General features: G+C 72.0%; 17 protein-coding genes. 11 read left to right on the top strand and 6 right to left on the bottom strand.

The window, feature by feature from the left end; genetic code table 11:
* The first annotated feature begins 27 nt into the window (after nt 1–27).
* The gene (locus tag H4687_RS05855; RefSeq protein WP_046917096.1) at nt 28–711 is read left to right on the top strand and encodes a glycerophosphodiester phosphodiesterase; all 684 of its coding nucleotides are present in this window, start codon (nt 28–30) and stop codon (nt 709–711) included.
* Nucleotides 712–714: 3 nt separating this feature from the next.
* On the opposite strand, the gene H4687_RS05860 is transcribed toward H4687_RS05855, so the two are convergent.
* Nucleotides 715–1254, bottom strand: coding sequence for a GNAT family N-acetyltransferase (locus H4687_RS05860; protein WP_046917095.1), 540 nt, complete (start codon nt 1252–1254; stop codon nt 715–717).
* 133 nt (nt 1255–1387) lie between these two features.
* Here H4687_RS05860 and H4687_RS05865 point away from each other — a divergent pair, with 133 nt between their 5' ends.
* Together H4687_RS05865 and H4687_RS05870 are read left to right on the top strand one after the other, a co-directional pair.
* Nucleotides 1388–1780, top strand: a complete 393-nt coding sequence (locus H4687_RS05865) for a VOC family protein (protein ID WP_005474836.1) — start codon at nt 1388–1390, stop codon at nt 1778–1780.
* A gap of 82 nt (nt 1781–1862) precedes the next feature.
* On the top strand, nt 1863–2627 hold the full coding sequence (locus H4687_RS05870; RefSeq protein WP_046918391.1) for a VOC family protein: 765 nt from the start codon (nt 1863–1865) through the stop codon (nt 2625–2627).
* A gap of 1 nt (nt 2628) precedes the next feature.
* Here H4687_RS05870 and H4687_RS05875 read toward each other — a convergent pair whose 3' ends face one another.
* Nucleotides 2629–3177, bottom strand: a complete 549-nt coding sequence (locus tag H4687_RS05875; protein ID WP_046918390.1) for a MarR family winged helix-turn-helix transcriptional regulator — start codon at nt 3175–3177, stop codon at nt 2629–2631.
* A 295-nt stretch (nt 3178–3472) separates the two neighbouring features.
* On the opposite strand from H4687_RS05875, the gene H4687_RS05880 reads away from it, so the two are divergent.
* From H4687_RS05880 to H4687_RS05895, 4 genes are all read left to right on the top strand, one after another.
* Nucleotides 3473–4027, top strand: a complete 555-nt coding sequence (locus H4687_RS05880; protein WP_046918393.1) for a DUF5134 domain-containing protein — start codon at nt 3473–3475, stop codon at nt 4025–4027.
* 125 nt (nt 4028–4152) lie between these two features.
* Nucleotides 4153–5094: a M56 family metallopeptidase gene (locus H4687_RS05885; protein ID WP_046918389.1), complete on the top strand. Its 942-nt coding sequence runs from the start codon at nt 4153–4155 to the stop codon at nt 5092–5094.
* A 134-nt stretch (nt 5095–5228) separates the two neighbouring features.
* The gene (locus H4687_RS05890) at nt 5229–5912 is read left to right on the top strand and encodes a phosphatase PAP2 family protein (RefSeq protein WP_046918388.1); all 684 of its coding nucleotides are present in this window, start codon (nt 5229–5231) and stop codon (nt 5910–5912) included.
* Between the two features lie 32 nt (nt 5913–5944).
* Complete coding sequence (locus H4687_RS05895) at nt 5945–6643, top strand: HAD family hydrolase (RefSeq protein ID WP_046918387.1); 699 nt, start codon at nt 5945–5947, stop codon at nt 6641–6643.
* A 330-nt stretch (nt 6644–6973) separates the two neighbouring features.
* Here the strand turns inward: H4687_RS05895 and H4687_RS05900 are convergent, their stop codons facing one another.
* Complete coding sequence (locus H4687_RS05900) at nt 6974–8479, bottom strand: LVIVD repeat-containing protein (RefSeq protein WP_046918386.1); 1506 nt, start codon at nt 8477–8479, stop codon at nt 6974–6976.
* Nucleotides 8480–8673: 194 nt separating this feature from the next.
* Between H4687_RS05900 and H4687_RS05905 the strand changes: the two genes are divergently transcribed.
* Complete coding sequence (locus tag H4687_RS05905; RefSeq protein WP_046918385.1) at nt 8674–9339, top strand: DUF305 domain-containing protein; 666 nt, start codon at nt 8674–8676, stop codon at nt 9337–9339.
* A 12-nt stretch (nt 9340–9351) separates the two neighbouring features.
* Here the strand turns inward: H4687_RS05905 and H4687_RS05910 are convergent, their stop codons facing one another.
* Nucleotides 9352–9882 carry a DUF6214 family protein gene (locus tag H4687_RS05910; RefSeq protein WP_233443286.1) on the bottom strand — a complete coding sequence of 177 codons (531 nt, stop codon included), beginning with the start codon at nt 9880–9882 and terminating at the stop codon, nt 9352–9354.
* A 172-nt stretch (nt 9883–10054) separates the two neighbouring features.
* Between H4687_RS05910 and H4687_RS05915 the strand changes: the two genes are divergently transcribed.
* On the top strand, nt 10055–11407 hold the full coding sequence (locus H4687_RS05915) for an FAD-dependent oxidoreductase (RefSeq protein ID WP_046918383.1): 1353 nt from the start codon (nt 10055–10057) through the stop codon (nt 11405–11407).
* Between the two features lie 109 nt (nt 11408–11516).
* Here the strand turns inward: H4687_RS05915 and H4687_RS05920 are convergent, their stop codons facing one another.
* Nucleotides 11517–12821 carry an SGNH/GDSL hydrolase family protein gene (locus H4687_RS05920; protein ID WP_046918382.1) on the bottom strand — a complete coding sequence of 435 codons (1305 nt, stop codon included), beginning with the start codon at nt 12819–12821 and terminating at the stop codon, nt 11517–11519.
* A 185-nt stretch (nt 12822–13006) separates the two neighbouring features.
* Entirely contained in the window at nt 13007–14332 is a 1326-nt protein-coding gene (locus H4687_RS05925; RefSeq protein ID WP_046918381.1) for an extracellular catalytic domain type 1 short-chain-length polyhydroxyalkanoate depolymerase, read from the bottom strand.
* A gap of 443 nt (nt 14333–14775) precedes the next feature.
* Here H4687_RS05925 and H4687_RS05930 point away from each other — a divergent pair, with 443 nt between their 5' ends.
* Together H4687_RS05930 and H4687_RS05935 are read left to right on the top strand one after the other, a co-directional pair.
* The gene (locus tag H4687_RS05930) at nt 14776–15753 is read left to right on the top strand and encodes a pectate lyase family protein (protein ID WP_046918380.1); all 978 of its coding nucleotides are present in this window, start codon (nt 14776–14778) and stop codon (nt 15751–15753) included.
* Nucleotides 15754–15798: 45 nt separating this feature from the next.
* On the top strand, nt 15799–16581 hold the full coding sequence (locus H4687_RS05935; protein ID WP_046918379.1) for a pectate lyase: 783 nt from the start codon (nt 15799–15801) through the stop codon (nt 16579–16581).
* The last annotated feature ends 107 nt before the right edge of the window (nt 16582–16688 follow it).

Consider the following 16688-nt stretch of genomic DNA (forward strand, 5'->3'; position numbering starts at 1 on the left):
GCCGCCGTCGACGGAAGCGAGTCAACCTTGAACTTCCTCACCATCGGTCACCGCGGAGTCATGGGTGTCGAACCCGAGAACACCCTCCGTTCCTTCGTAGCCGCCGATCGCGCGGGCCTCGACGTCATCGAACTCGATCTGCATCTGAGCAAGGACGGCGCGCTCGTCGTCATGCACGACGCGGACGTGGACCGGACGACCGACGGCAAGGGTCCGATCGCCGACAAGACCCTCGCCGAGCTGCGCGCCCTGGACGCCGGCCGCGGCGAGCGCGTCCCCACCTTCGAGGAGGTCCTGGACGCGGTGCGGGCGCCGCTCCAGGCCGAGATCAAGGACACGGCGGCGGCCCGCTCCCTCGCCGAGGTGATGCACCGGCGCGACCTGGTGGGGCGGGTGGAGGTGCTGTCCTTCCACGACGAGGCGGTCGCCGAGATCGCCCGGCTCGTGCCCGGCGTACGCACCGCGCTGGTCGCCAGCCGCTACGGCCCCGACGTGGTGGACCGGGCGGTGGCGGTGGGCGCCGCCACCCTCGTGCTGAACATCCGGCGGCTGACCCTGGAGGTCGTCGAGAAGGCCCGCAGGGCGAACCTGCGCATCATCGGCTGGGTGGTGAACACCCAGGACCACCTGCGCCTGGTCCGCGCCCTCCAGCTGGACGGCGCGACCACCGACTACCCGGACATCAAACGAACCGGCCGCTTCACGGCCTGAGGCTCAGCCGAGCCGCTTGACCAGCAGCTCGAACTGCAGATCCGCGCGCCGCGGCACACCGAACCGCTCGTCGCCGTACGGGAACGGGGTCATCCGGCCCGTACGGCGGTAGCCGCGCCGCTCGTACCAGGCGATGAGGTCGTTCCGTACGGAGATCACGGTCATGTGCATCTCCCGGGCGCCCCAGCTCTCGCGCGCGATGCGCTCGGCCTCGGCGATGATCACCTTGCCGAGACCGCCGCCCTGGAGGACCGGGCTCACCGCGAACATCCCGAAGTAGGCGTTGTCGCCGCGGTGTTCGAGCTGGCAGCAGGCGACGACCGTGCCGTCCCGCTCGACGGTGAGCAGTCGGCTCTCGGGCGACTTGATGACCTGCAGCACGCCCTCGGGGTCGGTCCGCTGCCCTTCGAGGATGTCCGCCTCCGTGGTCCACCCGGCCCGGCTGGAGTCCCCGCGGTACGCCGACTCGATCAGCGCGACGAGGGCGTCCACGTCGCCGTCGGTGGCGTCACGGAAGGTCAGGCCGGTGGCGGCGGTTTCCATGGGCTGCTCCTGGCGGATGTCTGGGGCTCGAACAGGGAAGAGGGTAACGGCAGTCGCCCCCCGGCAGGGGCCCCGCGAGAAGCCCCACCCTCCCGTACCCTCGCCCCTCGTTCCAGCGCCTACCCTCGACGCCATGATCCACGTACTCAGCAGCCGCACCCTCCTGCGCCCCACCGACCCCGAGCGTTCCCGCGCCTTCTACGGCGAGCAGCTCGGGCTCCCCGTGTACCGCGAGTTCGGCACGGGCGACCACCGGGGCGTCGTGTACTTCCTCGGCGGCGGCTTCCTGGAGGTCGCGGGCCGCTCCGAGACACCGCCCTCGCCCGCGGTGAAGCTGTGGCTGCAGGTGGCGGACGTGGCGGTGGCGCACGAGGAGCTGCTGGCGGCCGGGGTGGAGGTGCGGCGGCCACCGGTGAAGGAGCCCTGGGGACTGATCGAGATGTGGATCGCCGACCCGGACGGCACGGAGATCGTGCTGGTGGAGATCCCGGCGGACCATCCGCTGCGGTACCGGCCGGGCATCTGAGGCTCCGCACCCCGGTGGCCCGGGCCGGGGCTCGGGCATAGCGTGCTGGCAGGGGCCCCGGATCCCTCGCGGGAGGAACGCCATGAAGCTCGACGAGCCCGTCATCGGTGGACCTTGCTGGACCGAGCTGGGGACCAGCGACCTGGAGGCGGCCAAGCGGTTCTACACCGAACTGTTCGGCTGGCGTCCACGGACCGATCCGCGCCAGGAGGCCGGGGGCTACAGCATCGCGCACCTCGGTGACGCGGCGGTCGCCGCCCTCGCGCCGCTGTACCAGGAGTCGCAGCCGGTGGCCTGGAACGTGTCGTTCGCCGTGCGCGACGCGGACGCGGCGGTCCGGGACGTGCGGGCGGCGGGCGGGACCGTGGTGCTGGAGCCCATGGACGTCTTCGACATCGGGAGGTTCGCGGTGGCCTTCGATCCGGGCGGCGCGGCCTTCCAGCTGTGGCAGGCGCGCTCCTTCCCCGGTGCCGGGCTGTTCAACGCGCCCGGCGCGCTCGGCTGGGTCGAGCTGCTGACCCGTGCGCCGGAGCGGGCCAAGTCCTTCTACACGACCGTGTTCGGCTGGAGCGTGAACGCCGGCGAGCACTACACGCAGTGGGGCCTCGACGGCGCCGACTTCGGCGGCATGATCACGATGGAGGACACGTTCCCGCCCGAGGTGCCCTCGCACTGGCTGCCGTACTTCGCCGTGGAGGACGTCGACGACTCCGCCCGCGCCGCCGTCGAGGCGGGCGGCACCCTCCTCATGGAGCCCACCACCGTGCCGGAGGGGCCCCGCGTCGCGGTGCTGCGGGACCCCCAGGGGGCCGCGTTCGGCGTGTACCCGGCCGGCGGGGAGGGCTGAGCTAGACGCGCGGCAGACCCAGCCGGCCCTCCAGCTGGATCAGCAACTCGCCCAACAGTACCGAGAGTTCACGGCGGTCGTCGGTGTCGACGCCGGAGAGCACGGCCTCCTCGTAGGCGAGCTGCTCGGGCATGACGCTGTCCACGAGGTCGCGGCCGGCCTCGGTGAGACGGACGTGGGCGACGCGGCGGTCCCGGGCGTCACCGCGGCGCTCGACCAGTTCGCGTTCGGTGAGCAGCTTGAGGCGTTTGGTGACGGCGGCTCCGGAGGCGTAGGTCTCGCGGGCGATCTCGCTGGGGGTCAGCTCGTGGCCGGTGCGGCGCAGGGTGCCGAGGACGTCGAACTCGGGGCGGGTGAGGCCGGCGCTGCGCAGGGGCGCGTCCTCGGCCTGTTGCAGGAGGGCGGCGCAGCGGTTGACACGGCCGATGATCTCCATCGGTGCCGTGTCGAGCCCGGGATGGACCGTCTGCCACTGGCGCACCACCTTGGAGACCGTGTCCCCGAGTGCCGCGCCGCTGCCCGCCGCCGACCGTCCGTCGCCTGCCGTCATGCCCGTGCGCCCTCCGCTGACTGGAACCGGTGCCGTCCTGCCGTCGCCGCGAGCGTACGGTGTCCGGCCTGCTCGGCGGGTGTCACCCGCTCCGTGGGCCGGGCGCGTCGCCCCCATTCGCCGATCGCGGTACCGGTCGGGGCGGCCGACGTCCCGTCCCGGCGCCGCACCCCCGCGCGCTCCCCCGCGTACACCCTTGCGCTCGCATGCGCGCCATCGGGCCCGGGCATGCCCTGACCGACTGTCCGACCTCGCTCCCAGCACGGACCGACGTCGCCGAAGGGGGTGGTACGTGGTGCACGGACCGGTGTCGTCCGGCTGGCTGCTGGTCGCGCTGTGCGCGGTGACCGGGGGGTACTGCCTGCTGCGGATGCGCAGTGCCGTCGAGGAGCAGCGCCTGGCCGCGGGAGGCGAGGCGCTGATGGGGTTCGGCATGGCCGCGATGGCCGTGCCCGCGGCGGTCGTGGCACCGCCGCGCTGGGCCTGGCTCGCCTACGCGGTCGTGTTCGGCGCGGCGGCGGTGCGCGCGCTGTGGTCGGCCCGCGCGAGCGCGCACCATCTGCACCATCTGGTGGGCGCGCTGGCGATGGTCTACATGGCCGGGGTGATGGTCGCCGCGCCGGGCGCGGGCCACGGCGGTGCGGGCCTGCCCCTGGTGACCGGGGTGCTGCTGGTGTACTTCGCCGGCTACGTGCTGTGGGCGGGCCTGCGGCTCATGCCGGTGCCCGTGGCGGCGGGAGCGCGGGCCGGGGCGCCGCGGGCCACGGGCTGGGGCGACCGGCCCGAGCTGGCGCGGGCCTGCCGACTGTCCATGGGCATCGGGATGTTCGCGATGCTGCTGGCGGTCTGAGCGGCGTCGACGGCCGGGTGGGACAGCGGTTCGTCCGGTCGTGGGCCGTATCCGGCCGTGGGCTGCGTCACTTCGGTGGCGCCGCCCGTGTCGCCGTGCACCGGACCGCTCATAGGCTGCGCCTCATGATGGTCCCCGCGGCGTTGTTGCTGCTCGGCGCCCTGACCGCCGTCGTCGCCCCGCGGCTGCTGGCCCGCGCCGACTGGCCGGACCGTGAACCGGTGGTCGCCCTGTGGGTGTGGCAGTGCGTGGTGGCGGCCGTGCTGCTGTGCTGCGTGCTGGCGATGGCCCTGAGCGCGGCGGCCGCCTGGGCCGCGGTGCGCGGGCGGGTGTTCGCGCCCGCGCCGGAGGGGGTCGTGGAGGCGTACGCGCTGGGCGGCGGGAGCCGCTGGGCCGTCGGCACCGCCGTGGCCCTCGCCTGCGGCGGGCTGTGGACCGGGGCGATGCTGGTCCGCGAGATCGTCCGGGCCCGGCGGCAGCGGCACCGGCGTCATGCCGAACTCCGCCTGCGCGCGCCCTTGTTGCCCGGCGAGGAGCCGGACGGCGACCGGCTCGTGGTGGTGGAGGGCGAGCGGCCGGACGCCTGGTGGCTGCCCGGTGTCGCGCCCCGACTGGTCATCACCACGGCCGCGTTGCGCCGGCTGGAGGAACGGCAGGTGGACGCGGTGGTGGCCCATGAGCAGGGGCACGCGCGGGCGCGGCACCACTGGCTGCTGCACTGTGCGGCGGCGCTCGCGGGCGGCTTCCCGCGGGTGCCGGTGTTCGCCGCGTTCCGGGACGAGATGCACCGGCTGGTCGAACTCGCCGCCGACGACACCGCCTCCCGGCGCCACGGCCGGCTCACCATCGCCCTCGCGCTCGTCGGCCTCAACGAGGACCGGGGCGTGTTCGGGCCCTGCCCGACGCCGGAGGACCATGTGCCGCGGCGGGTCGACCGGTTGCTCGCTCCCCCGCAGCGCCTCACCCCGGCGCGTCGGCTGCGGTTGACCGCGTACGCCGCGCTGGTGCCGGTCGTACCCGTGCTGGTGGCTTTCGTTCCCGCTTTGCGGGCACTCGGTAGGTCGTGACATGGCAAAGAGGGGATAAAGAGCAGCCCAAGGACAACGTGCGACGCGACGGCTTTGCTCCGGACGCGCCGCGTGACAGTGATCTCACGCCCCGGCGTTGGCATCGGACCCCGCGAGTCGGTCAGGATCGCTGTATGCACACCCCCACCGTCGACGCGCCGCCCCACCGGCCGCCGGCCACCCGCACCGTCCGCGCCGCCGCGGCCTTCGCGGCCTCCTCCGTGCTGCTGCTCGTCCTGGTCGCGATCTCCTGGGCGCCGCTCATGTCGCTGGACGAGAGCATCGCGAACACCACCCACGGATGGGCTGTCGCGGACCCCGTCCTCACCCACGTGTTCCGCGTCCTCACGGACTGGGTCTGGGACCCGGTGACGATGCGTCTGCTCGTCGCGGCCGCCGCGGTCTGGCTGGTGTGGCGCCACCGGGAATGGTGGCTCGCCCTCTGGCTGGGCATCACCTGCGCGGTGGGGACGGCGCTGCAGCAGGGGCTGAAGGCGGCCGTCGGCCGGGAGCGGCCCGCGTGGCCCGACCCCGTCGACTCCGCCCACTACGCGGCGTACCCGTCGGGCCACGCCATGACGGCCACGGTCGTCCTCGGACTGCTGGTGTGGCTCCTGCACCGCTACGGCGCCGGCCGCGTCGTCATGCGGACCGCCGTGGCGGTGGCCGTGGTCTCCGTCGTCGGTGTCGGACTGAGCCGGATCTGGCTGGGCGTGCACTGGGCGTCGGACGTACTGGGCGGCTGGCTCCTGGGCGGCCTGACGATCGCGCTGGCGGTGCTGACGTACGAGAGGTGGCGGGCCCCGAGGCGCACTTGACCGGCTGCGAGCGGGCACGAAGGATCGACGGCATGACGCTCGAAGGGGTGCTGTTCGACTTCTCCGGAACCCTCTTCCGGGCGGAGTCCACCGAGTCCTGGCTCCGTGCGGTCCTGAGGGACGCCGGAATCGTCCTGCCCGAGTCGGAGTCGCTCCGGGTGGCCGAGGCCCTGGAGCGGGCCGGCGCGCTGCCGGGCGGGGCCTACCCGGCGGAGCCGCCGACGGGCGGGCCGGGTGAGCTGTGGGCGGCGCGGGACCGGAGCGCCGAGCAGCACCGGGCCGCCTACACGGCCCTCTCCCGCCGGGTGACACTCCCCGACCCCGCGCTCCACGACGCGCTGTACGACCGCCATATGACGCCGTCGGCGTGGAGCCCCTACCCGGACGCCGCCGAGGTCCTCGCCACCCTGCGGGAACGCGGAACCGCCGTCGGGGTGGTGAGCAACATCGGCTGGGATCTGCGGCCGGTCTTCCGGGCGCACGGCCTCGACGCGTACGTCGGCGCGTACGCGCTGTCGTACGAGCACGGCATCCAGAAGCCGGATCCCCGGCTGTTCGCGCTCGCCTGCGAGGCGCTCGGCGTGGACGCGCGGAAGACGTTGATGGTGGGCGACGACCGGCGGGCCGACGGCGGTGCGGCGGCTCTGGGATGCGCGGTGCACTTCGTCGACCATCTGCCCGCCTCCGCACGGCCGGACGGGCTGCGGCCGGTGCTGGATCTGGTGGGCTGAGGGGCCGTCGGGCCTGACGTCCGAGCGGGCCGTACGGCCTGGCCCCGTGCGCCCACGGGCTGTTCACCGACCGGCTGGGGCACCACCGCCGGACGTCCGTCCCGGACCGTCCCCCGTGCGGCCCGGGACGAACGACGTCCGGGCGGCGGCACACCGGGTCGCCACCCGGAAGCGCCGAGTATAGTTCGCCGGCCGTGAGCCGACGCGGGAGTCGCGGGATGTCCTCGCACGGCACCCCCGGTCGGTCGGGGGCCACACCTGCAACGCGGTGTCCCGCCGGTCCCCGAAGGGCCCGGCGGGACGGATGACGGCAGATCCGTCGCGGTGCTTCTACCGGGCGAAGTAGTCCGGCTGCGTCTGCACGTTGAGCTCGGACATGCCGACCTTCTGGGCAGGGTTCGTCCGCGGGTCGTCGAGCTTCAGGACGTCGAAGCCCTTCACCAGGTCGTTCGAGTAGATGTAGCCGTTGTAGTAGTACGCCGACCACGAGCCGCCGCCCACCAGGGTGCTGGTGGAGATGGGGCCGCGCTCGAAGTAGGCGATCTCCTCGGGCTTGGCGGAGTCGGTGAAGTCCCAGACGGAGACGCCGCCCTGGTACCACGCCTGGACCATGATGTCCTTGCCCTCGACCGGGATCAGCGAGCCGTTGTGGGCGACGCAGTTCTCGGTGTCCGCCTGGTGGCGGGGGATCTTGTAGTAGCTCTTGAAGACGAGCTTGCGCTCGTCGCCCTTGCCGGTGATCTCGTAGATGCCGTCGGCACCCCGGTTCGGCCCGATCGCCGCGTTGCAGGTGGCCGCGCCGCCGCCGCCCAGCTCGTCGGTGAAGACGACCTTGTCGGCGTCCTGGTTGAAGGTGGCCGAGTGCCAGAACGCGAAGTTCACGTTGTCCTGGACGCGGTCGATGACCTTCGGCTTCTTCGGGTTCTTGATGGAGAACAGGATGCCGTCACCCATGCACGCGCCGGCCGCCAGGTCCTTCGACGGCAGCACCGTGATGTCGTGGCAGCCGGTGGTCTTGGAGACACCGGGGTTCGTGGGCGAACCGGGGTTGCCGCCGCCGTCCGCGCCCTCACCGGGGAACAGGACCGGGAAGCCGACCACCTTCGCCCGCTCCGGGTGCTTGCGGGACACCTTGATGACCGAGATGCCGTCGTGCGGGGGCTGGCAGTCGGGGAAGGCGGCGCTCGGCGAGTACGAGGAGACGTAGACGTAGACGTTCTTGCCGTCGGGCACCAGCGTGTGGGTGTGCGAGCCGCAGGACGTCTCGACGGCGGCGACGTACTTCGGGTGCGCCTTGTCGCTGATGTCGAAGATCTTCATGCCCTCCCACGACGACTTCTCGGTCGCGGGCTGCGTGGTGCTGTTGCAGGAGTTGTCGCTGCGCGAGGAGTCGGTGGACAGGAACAGCAGGTCGCCGGAGACGGAGATGTCGTTCTGCGAGCCCGGGCACAGCACCTGGGCGACGGTCTTCGGCGCCTTCGGGTCGCTGATGTCGAAGACCCGGAAGCCGTCGTAGTTGCCGGCGAAGGCGTACTTGCCCTGGAAGGCGAGGTCCGAGTTGGTGCCCGGCAGCGCCTCCTTCGGGATGTTGGTCAGGTGCTGCATGTTGGCGGAGTGGACGATCTCGTCCTGGCCGGGTATCTCGCCGGCGGCTATCGCCGCCCGCGCCTCGGCGGCGTCGCTCTTGGAGACCTTCTCCCGCACGGCGGGCGCGTCCCCGGGGTCAGGAGTCGCGGCCGCCGGTCCGGCGGTGAGCAACGCGGCCAGGAGACCGGCCGCCGTCGCGGCGACCCCCAGACGTCTGCGCCGCGTCCGAAGGTTGTTCAACAGGGTCACTGTGTCCTCCCGTGTAGCCGTTCGCAGTCGAACGGTTCAGGCTCCTCCGAAGTATCGTCTTCATCATGCACAGATCAACAGGCGGCAATGTACTTGTAACGAACAAATTTGATCACCAATCAGTGAAAGCGTGTGAGGAAAGTTCGTCAACACTCAAGAGGCGTACACCCGTTGCCGTGCCCCAGGAGGTCCCTGTGCTCGTTCGCCGCCCATCCCGCGCACCGCTGGTCACGGCCTCACTGACGGCCGCTCTCCTGGCGCTCGCGGGCTGCGACTCGGGGTCCGGGGCGGACCCCGACGGCGGTTCCGCCCGGTCGAGCGGACCGGCGGTGATCGCCCCCGGAAAACCGGGTGAGGCGGCTCAAACCCTTTCACCGGAAGAAGTTGAGAAGCAGCGAGCGGAGGATGACACTCCGAATTCCGCGGACTTCGACTACGCGCGCATGATGATCGTGCACCACACCCAGGCGCTGGAGATGACCGAACTCGCCCCCGACCACGCGAAGTCGACCCAGGTGAAGCGAATCGCCGAACGCATCTCGGCCGCCCAGAAACCCGAGATCGAGGCCATGGAGGGGTGGCTGAAGGTCAACGACGGTGACGAGCGGGCGACTTCGCACGACCACGAGGCCATGCCCGGTATGGCGACCGAGGCCCAGATGAAGGAACTCGGTTCCCTCGACGGGGCGAAGTTCGACCGGCTCTTCCTGAAGCTGATGATCACTCATCACGAGGGGGCGATCACCATGGCCACGGACGTGAAGGCACAGGGCAACAACATCCTGGTCGAGGAGATGGCCGACGACGTGATCGCCCAGCAGGCCACGGAGATCAGCCGCATGCGCGACCTGACGACGTAGTCGGCGGCCTGCTCAGCGCCGGGCGTGGCGGGGGCCGAGCAGGCCCTCGTCGCGCGCCCCGGCGATCAGCCGGAGCGACTTGCGGCGGCTGTGCCCGGTCGCGCACATCACGGCGAGGACCGGGTCGTGGCCGGACCGCTGCGCCGCGAGGTACTCCTCGGCCACCAGCCGCCGCCCCTCCACTCCGCGCGGCCACGCGGGCCTGGCCCGCCGCCCGGATCCGTGCGACGTTCCCGGCAGCTCCTCCTCGGGGTACTCGGGCGTGGTGCCGCACGCCTCGAACAGCGGGCCCTCGATCCAGTCCGCCAGCTCCGTCAGGTCGTCCAGGGACAGCGGCGGCTGGGCGCGCACGTCCTCCAGGGACAACCGGCCCTCGCAGACCACGGCGAGCACCTCCACCGCGGCGCCGTCCGGGAAGGCAAGCCGCGCGTTGAACCATGCCGTGGCTCCGTCGTGCTCCTGCACCTCCCAGGCGGGCCGCACGCTCACGGCGCCGTCCTGCCAGTGGCGGTCGGAAAGATTGAGAAAGGATGCTTCCAGCACATACGCAACGTAAGCGCATGATCACATTCTCTGCGAATAGGCACGCATACCGGGGGCGTACGGCACCCCGACGGCGCAGCACCCCTGCCTCGTCTCCGCGCCCCTCCCCCGGCGGGCGCCGCGGTGCCATCCTGGAGACACCAGCGATCTCCTCGCGCAAAGGAGTTCCGCCGTGCTGCGTGTCGCCGTCGTAGGTTCGGGGCCGAGCGGGTGCTACGCCGCCCAGAGCCTCGTCCAGCAGGACCCGGACGTGCTCGTCGACGTACTGGACCGGCTGCCGTGCCCGTACGGCCTGGTGCGCTACGGGGTCGCGCCGGACCACGAGAAGATCAAGTCGCTGCAGAACAACCTGCGTGCCGTGCTGGAGCACGAGCGGGTGCGTTTCCTCGGCGGTGTCCGGGTGGGCCCGGACGGAGTGGGTGCCGCCCGGCTGCGGGAGCTGTACCACGCGGTCGTGTACTGCGTGGGCGCCGCCGCCGACCGCCGGCTCGGCATCCCGGGCGAGGAGCTGCGTGGCAGTTGGTCGGCCACCGAGTTCGTCTCCTGGTACAGCGCCCATCCGGACGCGACGGCCGGCGCGTTCGACGGACCTGCCCTCGGCGCGCGGACGGCCGTGGTCATCGGCGTCGGGAACGTCGCGGTGGACGTCACCCGCATGCTGGCGCGCGGCGCGACCGAGCTGAGCCCCACCGACATGCCGCAGGCCGCCCTGGCCTCCCTCGCCGCCAGCGAGATCACCCGCGTCCACATGGTGGGCCGCCGGGGCCCCTCGCACGCCCGCTTCACCACCAAGGAGCTGCGCGAGCTGAGCACCCTCCCGGACACCCGGGTCGACGTCAACCCGGCCGAACTGGAGCTGGACCCGGACTACGTCGACCCGTCGTCCCTCCCTGCCGCCCGGCGCCGCAACGTGGAGGTCCTGCGTGGCTGGGCCACCGCGCCGGCCCCCTCGGGCCGTCGCCGCATCCGGCTGCGCTTCTTCCTGCGTCCCGTGGAGATCCTCGCCGACGGCGACCGGGTCTGCGGCGTACGCCTGGAACGCACCGAACCCGACGCTCACGGCGGCCTGGCCGGCACCGGCCGCTACGAGGAGATCGAGGCGCAGTTGGTCCTGCGCTCGGTCGGCTACCGGGGCGTCCCCCTCGACGGCCTCCCCTTCGACCCGGCCAGCGGCACGGTCCCGCACAGCGCCGGGCGCGTGCTGCGCGACGGCCGGCCCTCTCCCGGCGAGTACGTGGCCGGCTGGATCAAGCGCGGCCCCACCGGAGTGATCGGCACCAACCGCCCCTGTGCCAAGGAGACGGCGACATCGCTCCTTCAGGACGCGCCGGAGCTGGCAGCCGGGCGCGTGCCGGACGACCCGGTGGCGGCCCTGCGCGCGGAGGGGTGCGAGCCGGTCGAGTGGTGGGGCTGGGAGGCGATCGAGCGGGCCGAGGCGGCGCTCGGGGCCTCGCTGGGCAGAGGTGTGGTCAAACTCCCCGACTGGGAGTCACTCATGACGGCGGCCCGCACCGGCCGGCACTGACGCCGCTTCCAGCGGCGCCGGCGCAGACTGCCGTACGGCCTCGCGCCGGTCCGCCCGAGGCCGAGCAGACCGAGCGGGACCGCGTCGGTCCGGCGGCGGGGTCGGCCGCTCATCCCCGCTGGAGGAGCCGGGCCGGGACCGTCTCGGCCAGGATCCGGTAGCCCTCCGGGTTGAGGTGCAGCCAGTCGCCGTCGTGGAGGCCGGGCAGGAGCCGGCCGGGGCTCTGCGGGTCGCGGACCGCGCGGTCGAAGTCGATGACGGCGTCGAAGCGTCCGCTGGTGCGGATCCAGGTGTTGACGGCCTGCCGCGCGGCCTCGCGGTGTCCGGCGGTGTCGTCGTAGGGGGTGTTGCCGCCGAAGGGCAGGAGGGTCGCGCCGTGGACACGGATGCCCTGGGCGTGTGCGCGGACGACGATCTGCTCGTAGGCGGCGATCAGGTCGGCGGTGACGCGCTGCTGGGCGGCGGGGGTGGCCTCGGCGGTGCCGAGGTCGTTGACGCCCTCGAAGACGATCAGTTGTTCGACGGCGCTGTGCGCCAGGATGTCGCGGTCCAGGCGGGCGAGGGCGTTGGGGCCGAGACCGTCGTTGAGGACACGGTTGCCGCCGGCCGCCAGGTTCACCACGGCGAGGTGCCGGGTGCCGGGCCGCTGCTGGAGACGGTCGAAGAGCTGGTCGGGCCAGCGGTTGTTGCCGTTGGTGGTGGAGCCCCGGCCGTCGGTGAGCGAGTCGCCGAGGACGGCGACCGAGGTCGTGGCGGGCCGGGACAGCACCTCGATGTCGCTGAGCAGGTACCAGTGGTTGGTCGGGGTCGCGCCGGGGAGGTCGGCGTCCTCGGTGCGGTCGCCGTGGTCGAGGTACGAGGTGGTGCGGGAGCCGGGGTGCGAGGTGAGGGCGAGCGACGCCTGCCCCTCGGCCAGGTACGCGGTCACCGTGAGGACCGTGCCCGGCCGTAGCGTGAAGTCCAGCGGGTCCGAGACCACTTGGGCGCCGACCGGTACGGTCGTGGACTCCCGGCCGCTGAACGTCACGGTCCGGGAGGTGCCGGGTTCGATCGCCGCGACCCCGGCCCGCCCCTCCAGCGGCAGGGCCACCGTCACGGCGGTCAGCGGCAGCGCGCTGCCGCCGAAGGCGTTGGAGAAGCGCAGCCGGACGCGGTCGCCTCCGGTGGTGACCCGCACGGTCTGCCGCAGGGTGGTGTCGACCAGTACGGCCCGCTCCCCGGTGAACGGCGCCGGGGGCATGTTGCCCGGCTCGGTCAGCTGCGGCATGGCGGACCAGGTGTTCACCCAGTGCCGGGCGGACGACGCCGTCTCGCCCGTGCCGGCCCCCTCCGCCCGCTGCGGGCTCGCGACCAGGGCGACCACGGCGGACGACGCCACCACCAGGGCCAGGGCGAGGACGCAGGTGGCGAGCACGGTCGCGAGCGGCGCCCGGCTCGACGACTCGACGGGCTGTGGGCTGCTGAGGGGTCGCAAGTGCGGTGCCTTTCTCGGAGGTCGGGCAGGAGGGACCGTCTCCGGGCGCGCGCCGCGTGGGCGCCCGCCCGGAAGGGGCCGGCCGGAGCAGGACACAGGGTCGGGTCGGGTCACATCACGTCACGTCAACCGCCCGTGCACGCGGCCCCGTTGAGCGAGAACGCCGAGGGCGCGGCACTGTTGCCGGTGTGGTTGGCCTGGTAGCCGATGCTGACGCCCGCGCCGGGGGCGATCGCGGCGTTGTACGAGGCGTTGGTCGCGGTCACGGCGCCGCTCGCCGGGCTGTACGTGGCGCCCCAGCCGCCGGTGACGGTCTGTCCCGAGGGGAGGGTGAAGCCCAGCTTCCAGCCGTTGACCGCCGTCGTCCCGGTGTTGGTGACGGTCACCGACGCGGTCAGGCCGGTGCTCCAGGCATTGGTGGTGACGGTCACCTTGCAGGGGCCGGCCGGAGGCTGGGGCGCGGGGCCGGAGCCGTTCAGGCCGAAGAAGGTGAGGACGCGCTCGGCCATGCCCCAGGCGTACAGGTTGTGGCCGGTGCCCTGGAGGCTGATGGCCTCGACGGCGGCGCGGTCACCGGTGCCGCCGTAGCGGGTGCGGGTCCAGCCGGACTGGGGCGAGTCGGTGGCCGACGGCGTCTGGCCGACGCCGTGCACGTTGGTCCACTGTTTGATCTCCTCGCCGAAGTTCGGATAGCGCAGCACGTCGTCGGTGGTGCCGTGCCACAGCTGCATGCGCGGGCGGGGTCCGGTGTAGCCGGGGTGGGCCCCCCGGACGAGATCGCCCCAGGCCTGCGGGGTGCGGATGACGTTGCCGTTCGCGCAGTCGCTGTTCCACTCGAAGCCGTTGGTGGTGGCGAAGCAGGCGAAGGGCACACCCGCGAAGGCGGCGCCGGCGGCGAACACGTCGGGGTAGTCCCCGAGGAGGACGTTGGTCATCATCGCGCCGGAGGAGATACCGGTGGCGAAGATCCTGCCGGTGTCGGCGCCATAGGTGCGGACGGTCCAGTCGACCATGGACTTGATGCCCACGGGGTCGCTGCCGCCGCCGCGGGTCAGCGCCTGCGGGGAGGCGACGTCGAAGCACTTGCTGCTGCGGGTCACGGACGGGTACACGACGATGAACCCGTAACGGTCGGCCAGCGAGGCGTACTCGGTGCCGTTGTACATCGCCGGTCCCGAGCCGGTGCAGTAGTGCACGGCCACCACGATCGCCGGCTTCGTGGTGACGCTGTCCGGCACGTACAGGTACATCTGCAGGTTGCTGGGGTTCGTGCCGAAGCCCGTGATCTCTCTGAGCGCGGCCCGGGGAGCGGCCTCGGCCCTCGCGTCCGCCGCGGCGGCAGTGGGCGCGGTCAGCAGCGTGGCCGCGAGCAGCGGCACCAGGGCCGCCAGCAGTGTGAGGAGCACCGAGCGCGGCGATGTCCGCGCCCGGTCGTGGGGGGTGGGGGTCACGTCGTCGTGCCTTCCTGTGACAAGGATCGGCAGAAAGGAGGGGGCGGTTCGGATGAGCGGATCAGCATCGTGACATGGGCATGGCGGCCATGGAAGCGCTCCCACACGTCGAAAGAATTCGCTCGCACCACCCTGGCGACCTCGCCCCGCACCCTCACCCGACACCGGCCCGCAGCCCCCACCAGGCCCGACCCAACGTCTTTTGCGCAAAGCGTTGACTAGAAAGCGCTTGCCCTCTACGTTCCGTTCAGCAGTGTGAACCAGCGGCCGTACCCCCACCCCAGGGTCCGGGCCCGCCGGAGCCGGCTCTTTCCCGGGAAATCGCTCCACCTGCACCATCGAGATCCACGCCGCACTCGTTCCGCTCGCACCCGTGGATCAGAACAACGAATTTCGTTCATATACATAGCCCTACAGCATCTCCCCTGAAGGGACGCACCCGCATGCGTACCGTCCCCCCACGTACACAGGCGCAAAGGTCGGCTCTGGTGGCCGCGGTGGCCGCCCTGGTGACGACCGCCGCCCTCGCCCTGCCGCACTCCGCCGCCGCGGCGGAGACCTCCCCGGTCGGCTTCGGCGCCGGAACCACCGGTGGTGGCGACGCCGCCCCGGTCACGGTCTCGACGCTCGCCGCGTTCAAAGCCGCCGTCACCGGCGACACGGCCAAGGTCGTCCGCGTGAGCGGCCTGATCTCGCTGAGCGGCCAGGTGGACCTCGGTTCCCACACCACGGTGCTCGGCGTGGGTTCGTCGTCCGGGTTCACCGGCGGCGGCCTGCGGATCAAGGAGCGGACGAACGTCGTCGTCCGCAACCTGAACATCAGCAAGCCGGTCGCGCCCGCCGACGGGATCACGGTCCAGAAGTCCACGAAGGTGTGGATCGACCACAACTCCTTCTCCGCGGACCGCACGCACGACAAGGACCACTACGACGGCCTGCTGGACATCAACCACGGCTCGGACAACGTGACGGTGTCCTGGAACACCTTCAAGGAGCACTTCAAGGGCTCACTCGTCGGCCACAGCGACAAGAACGCCTCCGAGGACACCGGGCACCTGAAGGTGACGTACCACCACAACCACTTCAGCAACGTGTACTCGCGCATCCCCAGCCTGCGCTTCGGCACCGGGCACTTCTACAACAACTACGTGGACGGCGCCGAGACCGCCTGCCACTCGCGCATGGGCGCCCAGATGCTCGTGGAGAACAACGTCTTCCGCAACACGGGAGTCGCGGTCACCACGAACCGCAGCAGTGACGTGGACGGCTACGCGAACCTGCGCGGCAACGACCTCGGTGGGGCCGCCACCGAGATCTCCCGGGTGGGCGGCTTCACCGCCCCGCCCTACGGCTACACCGCCGAGCCCGCCTCCTCCGTCGTCGCCTCGGTGACGTCGGGCGCGGGCGCCGGAAAACTCTGAGCTCCGCCACCCCCCATCCGCTCGGACAACAGAAGGACTCGGGACATGACTTCTGCAGCACGTCCGCGTGCCCGCACACGCGCGCTGACCGGCACGCTCGCCGCGTTCAGCCTCTCGTTTGGCATGATCATGACCAGCGGGGCCACTCCGGCGAACGCCGCCACCTGGCCGTCCGCCAACGGCAGTCAGCCGGTGTCCTCCACCATCTCGGTGTCGGGCACCAGGGACGGCGGCATGGTCCGCTACTACGGCAGCGGCGAACTGGCCGGCGACGGCCAGGAGGAGGGCCAGGACCCGATCTTCAAGCTCGCGGCCGGCGCGACCCTGAAGAACGTCATCATCGGCGCGCCCGGCGCCGACGGCATCCACTGCGAGGGCAACTGCACACTCCAGAACGTCTGGTGGGAGGACGTCGGCGAGGACGCGGCGACCTTCCGCGGCGGCTCCACCTACACGGTGACCGGCGGCGGCGCCCGGAAGGCGGCGGACAAGGTCTTCCAGCACAACGGGCCCGGCACCCTGAACATCTCCAACTTCGCGGTCAGCGAGTTCAAGACGCTGTACCGCTCGTGCGGCGACTGCTCCACGCAGTACACCCGCAAGGTGAACCTCAACAACATCGAGGTCACCGGGACGGGCTCCACCGCGCGGCTCGTCGGCATCAACGTCAACCGGGGCGACGTGGCGACCCTGCGGAGGATCACGATCCTCAACGACGGCGGCCGCAAGGTCGTCCCGTGCCAGAAGTACAACAACAACACCGCCGTCGGTACGGGCCCCGACAGCACCAACTGCCTGTACGCCTCCTCGGACATCACCTACCGGTGAGCCCGCTCCTCACCCAACGGTGAGTCCCCCGGCGGCCGGACGGAGCCACCCCCCACGGGCCCCGTCCGGCCGCCGGCCATGTGCGGGACCCTCCCCCACGGACCCGA

This window comes from Streptomyces stelliscabiei (assembly GCF_014873495.1).
In the GTDB taxonomy this organism is placed as follows: domain Bacteria; phylum Actinomycetota; class Actinomycetes; order Streptomycetales; family Streptomycetaceae; genus Streptomyces; species Streptomyces bottropensis.